Genomic DNA, 5,091 nt, shown 5'->3' with positions numbered 1-5,091 from the left:
AAATAAACTTAGATTAATATTATTATACATAAAGGTGAATAAATATTCACTCATTTTTTATTTTCTTTTAATCATATAAATATATTTTCCAAGATTAAAATTTAATACATTAATATACATATGTCCTCTCTAAAAATATTTTTATACAATACAAAAAAACATTAAAAATCCCCTACTAAACTTAAAAATTTTATTCTAAGTTCTTAGTAAGAGATTTCTGTTTTATAATTATATTAGTAAGAAATTTTTATCTATATAACAAATTGTTAATTTCCTTTATTTAATATATTAAGTTCTATAGCGTCAACATAGTATTTTTTTACAACGTCATTTTTTGATATTATTTCGACACACCATGTCGGAATCAATACTTGATTTTCAGTTTGGGAAATATAGGTATAGTAACCTAATGTTGCCTTTACTCTGCTTTCTTTCGGTATTAAATCTTCGTGATATAATCGATTAATAGCTTGTGATTGAGTTACCAATGTTTCATTTTTATCTTTTCTTATATTTGTTACAGCTGTTTGCTCGAAAGATTTTATATCTCCATTCGCTTCCACCTTAAATACAAGTCTTGCATTTTTATTATCAAATACTCTGACACCGTCTATTACCTGTTCATAAGTTACCGTTTTTTCTGTAACATCATAATTTGAGAACATATAATGATTTCCCGCTTTATATTTTTCTGCTAAAAAAGTATCTAATTCAGCCCTATAATTATTTTTATCAATATTAGTAATTGCGGTATCTAACGTTCCTTTTAGCTTGCTATATTTATCTACAGTTTCTACTTCTAATTTTAAACCGCTGGTTTCTTTTTTTATATCTTTAAAATTTGACCCTGTTACATTAATATAACCAAGATTTTCTTTTTTCGGCTGATTTTCTTCTATCTTTATACCGTCATTTTTCATTGCACGTTCGATAACTTCTTTTTCTTGAACAATTTCTACTTTGTTTTTATAAACGGTATAAACATAAAAACCTAGGAGCATAACATTCAGAGCTATAAATAAATAAATAAACATCGTTTTTATTTTACTCCAATTCATTACTCCGCCCCCTTTTCTACACCGGCTTTTAGATTTTTAAAACTTATATACTTACCGTTATATTTTACATACCATGTCGGCTTGTAATAACAATTAATTTTCGTTTTGCTAAATGTTTTTTCATAGCCTAAAACAACATCGCTGACATTTTTTAAATTAACGTAATTATATAGGTAGTTTATTACATATTCACCACGTTCTACATCGTAAACTCCTGCAGTTTTAGAGGATAAATAAGTTTTTGTTATTTTTTTAGGCGAAATAACCTGATATACCCCTGAACTGTTACTTAAAACTCTAATATTAGCTAATTCTTCTTTATTGAATACCAAACCCTCTTTATATGTTTCTTGAAACTGTGTTAAGTCTTCATATGAATAAATAAGTTGATAGTTTTGATTATTAGCATACCCGAGACTTAAAAAATTCACCGCATACCCTAATGACGCTAAAGGGGTTGTTCCATTTTTTTCTTCGTTTGATGGATTAATATAGGTTAGTCTGTTCCCTTGCTCTCTTAAAATAGAATAACCGTCCGAAATTTCATTGTCACTACTGTTTTTTATGCCGCCTTGAGGGTCAAAAATATCTCTGCCAAGTTTATTTAAACTGATGTTTTCCGTACTAAATTCATCAATATAATACTTGTCAACATCTTCCTTTAAGTAGATAAAATTATTATTCAAACTATATTTTCCATAACTCTTTTTAGCAAAGGAGAACTTTTCAGATATTCTTTTATAAATATTCTCACTTACTCTGATTTGGAGATAATTTTTTTCGCCTTTTTTATAGAGATAGATATTTTCCGGTTTTTCTTTTAAAAATACTATCGTATCAAATTCTAAACTTATATTCGAACTTTCTTCTGCAAAAAATATCGGTTTTACCAATGCTGAGTCAAGTGGCGCCGAGTATTCCAAAATGATTTTTTCTCCACCGTTATGTATAACTTCTTCAATATTTTTATTTCGAACCCGTGTTTCAACACTTTCACTCTTGCTAATTTCTTTTATAATCTCTTTTTGAGTTTTTTTATCTTTTATTCCGTCAACAGTTGCGATTTTGGTAATACTGTTTTGAACCGCCGGTTCTTCTCTTGCTCCTGCATTAACTTTTACTATAATATTAGGTGTTAAAAAATGAAGCAGATCATCTACGACTTTTTCTTCATTGTCGTTTACTTTTTGAGAAGTTTTTTTGGTAAATATTTCATAATCCGGCTGATAAGTAGTTATTATATACGTCAGAAAAATACTAGATATAACAAGTAATACCAGTATTATGGATTTAATCGTTTCTTTATTTTTCTTCATAGCATTCACTCCCTACAGCCATTCATCTTCTATTTTTTCACAAGGTAGCGTTACAAAAATAATGCTGCCGTACCCTTCTCTGCTTTGGGCCCAAATTCTTCCTTTGTGTGCATCCACTATTGTTTTTGCAAGTGCTAAACCTAACCCGGTACCGCCCATACTACGTTGTCTGCTTTTATCAACACGATAAAATCTATTGAAAATTTTATCGATATGAACAAGCGGTATTCCGACACCCTCATCTTTTATTGATATACTTACCCTATTATGATTGTAGTTTTGACGAACTCTTATTGTAATATTTTTCCCGTTCGGAGAATATTTTACGGCATTATTTATAATATTATCAAATACTTGCGTAAGTTTATCCTGATCTCCTTCTACAAATATAGGAGATTTAGGTATATGTCTAATGAAGTTTTTCTCCGGATGAGTTAGTTCAAAACGACCGACTATCTGCTCTATCATTTTATTAATATCAATAAACTCTTTTTCGTAATGTTCCTCTTGAATATCCATTTTACCGAGCTGCATAAGTTCATTAACCATTCTTATCATACGATTGGTTTCTTTATGAATTGTATCGATAAACACCGGTGCCAATTCCTTATCCGCCATTACACCTTCTTCTAATGCCTCAATATAGCTATTCATCGTTGTTAGCGGTGTTCTAAGTTCATGGGATACGGTCGATACAAATTCACGTCGTTCTTTTTCCTGACGTTCTTGATCGGTTACATCATATAACACAATAATATACCCCTCAAGTTCTGTCGACATTTGAGTTAAGTCTTCCGTTTCTTCTTTAACTACTTCTGAAAATTCCACACGAATCAAAAGATTTTCACCCTCGTTATTAGTAATATTAACCAATAAGCTGTCTTCCGCTTCTATTATTTCTCCTATAGTTTCATATTCTGTTATATTTAGAACTTTGAGTGCATCTTCTCCGATAAATATCTCGTTATCTTTTGTCCCTATCATTGTTTCGGCACTTGTATTAATAAGAATAATTTTCCCGTTATTATCCGTAGTTATTACACCGTCTATCATACTGCTGATAATCGTTGCAAGTTTTCTTTTTTCCGTTTCGGTTACGTCTTGTTCTTCTTTTATTCTTTTGGAAATTTGATTAAACACTTTTGCCAAATCTCCAATTTCATCATTGGTATTTATTCCGACAACCGTACCGTAATTTCCGGATGCCATTTTTTTAACCTGTGAGCTCATCTTCTCAATAGAACTTGTAACAGTTTTTGAGGCTAAAAGCCCTATTATTGTTGTTATTAAAATAGATAAAACAGTTCCAACAATAAATATTTTAGAAATGCCCGTTACTTCTTGATAAACACTTTCTATATCTGCCATTAATGAAATAACACCTATTACTTGATTATCTTTTTTTATCGGGCTTACATACATCCAAACACGCTTGTTGGTGTTGGCATCTGTTTGAATTCTTTTTGCACTCTCACCGGTTTTTAACACTTGGCTTACTAACGGATCAAAAGATCTTTTTCCGAAGTAATCACTGTTACCGTTTTTAGATGATGAAGCCAATATTTTGGTATTATTGTCGATAACGTTAACTAATAATAGTTTCTGTGTATTAAACTCACTTATTAATTTAGCTACACCGCTTTTACTGTCAATTTGCAGTGAATTTTGCGGATTGTTTTGATTACGTTGAGTTTCTTCCAGTGATACCGATTCGTGTTTTTCTCCATTACCTTTTTTTGAGGCGTTATCTTTATCCAACTCTTCTCTTATATGGTAATTAAGAACTTTTTCCTGTTCTATTATATTTTGTTCAAAAGTGTTAATATTGGTATTTCTCAACTGTGTTGTAAAAAATAATCCTATTAGTTGTAAAGAAATAATATTAACAAGCACATATACTATGACAAACTTTATTCTAATTGATGAAAAAAATCTTTTCTTTATTTTTTTATTAAAGAAATTCATTATTCTTCACCTATAAAATATCCGACACCACGCCTTGTCATAATATACTCCGGTTGCGATGAATCGTCTTCTACTTTTTCACGTAATCGTCTGACGGTTACGTCAACAGTTCTTACATCACCGAAATAATCATAACCCCAAACGGTTTGAAGTAGATTCTCACGCGTTAACACTTGTCCACGATGTTGTGCCAAATAATAAAATAAGTCAAATTCTCTTCGTGTTAAATCAACTTCTTGACCATTTTTTTTAATAATATACGCTTCCGGATAGATGACAATATTTTTAACAACTAGGTTATCGTTGGTTTTTTCTTCTTTTTCTTCTTGATTTTTAGTAACTCGGCGTAAATTCACCTTAACACGTGCCATAAGTTCTCGAGTTGAGAATGGTTTAGTAACATAATCATCCGCTCCGAACTCAAGTCCTAATACTTTATCAATTTCAGTATTTTTTGCCGTTAGCATAATAATAGGAATATTTTTTTGAGCACGAACTTCACGGCATACTTCCATGCCGTCCTTTTTAGGTAGCATTAAATCTAACAGTATTAAATCCGGATTTTCACTAAAAGCAAGCTCTACCGCTTTTTCTCCGTCATTAGCTACTATTACTTCATAGCCTTCTTTTTTCAAATTAAAATCTAAAATTTTTGCAATTGGTTCTTCATCATCAACAACCAAAATTTTATATTCAACCATTTAATTTCCTCCTTGTTGCAGAAAGTATATATTATTTTACAAATATTTCAG

Annotated in this window: 4 protein-coding genes; all 4 read right to left on the bottom strand. The window is 30.5% G+C overall.

The genetic code is table 11. The annotated features are described in order from the left end of the window. Positions 1-266 precede the first annotated feature (266 nt). From HMPREF1983_RS01565 to yycF, 4 genes are read right to left on the bottom strand one after another with little or no spacing between them, the layout of a single operon-like run. Positions 267-1,058 carry a two-component system regulatory protein YycI gene (locus HMPREF1983_RS01565; protein ID WP_021752526.1) on the bottom strand — a complete coding sequence of 264 codons (792 nt, stop codon included), beginning with the start codon at positions 1,056-1,058 and terminating at the stop codon, positions 267-269. Continuing rightward, on the bottom strand, positions 1,058-2,374 hold the full coding sequence (gene yycH, locus HMPREF1983_RS01560) for a two-component system activity regulator YycH (RefSeq protein ID WP_040460788.1): 1,317 nt from the start codon (positions 2,372-2,374) through the stop codon (positions 1,058-1,060). Before yycH ends, HMPREF1983_RS01565 begins: the two co-directional genes overlap by 1 nt. A gap of 12 nt (positions 2,375-2,386) precedes the next feature. After that, positions 2,387-4,339 carry an ATP-binding protein gene (locus tag HMPREF1983_RS01555; RefSeq protein WP_021752524.1) on the bottom strand — a complete coding sequence of 651 codons (1,953 nt, stop codon included), beginning with the start codon at positions 4,337-4,339 and terminating at the stop codon, positions 2,387-2,389. After that, positions 4,339-5,040, bottom strand: coding sequence for a response regulator YycF (gene yycF / locus HMPREF1983_RS01550; RefSeq protein ID WP_021752523.1), 702 nt, complete (start codon positions 5,038-5,040; stop codon positions 4,339-4,341). The genes HMPREF1983_RS01555 and yycF overlap by 1 nt, the downstream gene beginning before the upstream one ends. Between the last annotated feature and the right edge of the window lie 51 nt (positions 5,041-5,091).

Source organism: Gemella bergeri ATCC 700627 (assembly GCF_000469465.1).
Taxonomy (GTDB): domain Bacteria; phylum Bacillota; class Bacilli; order Staphylococcales; family Gemellaceae; genus Gemella; species Gemella bergeri.
This window is presented reverse-complemented; position numbering and strand designations above follow the sequence as displayed.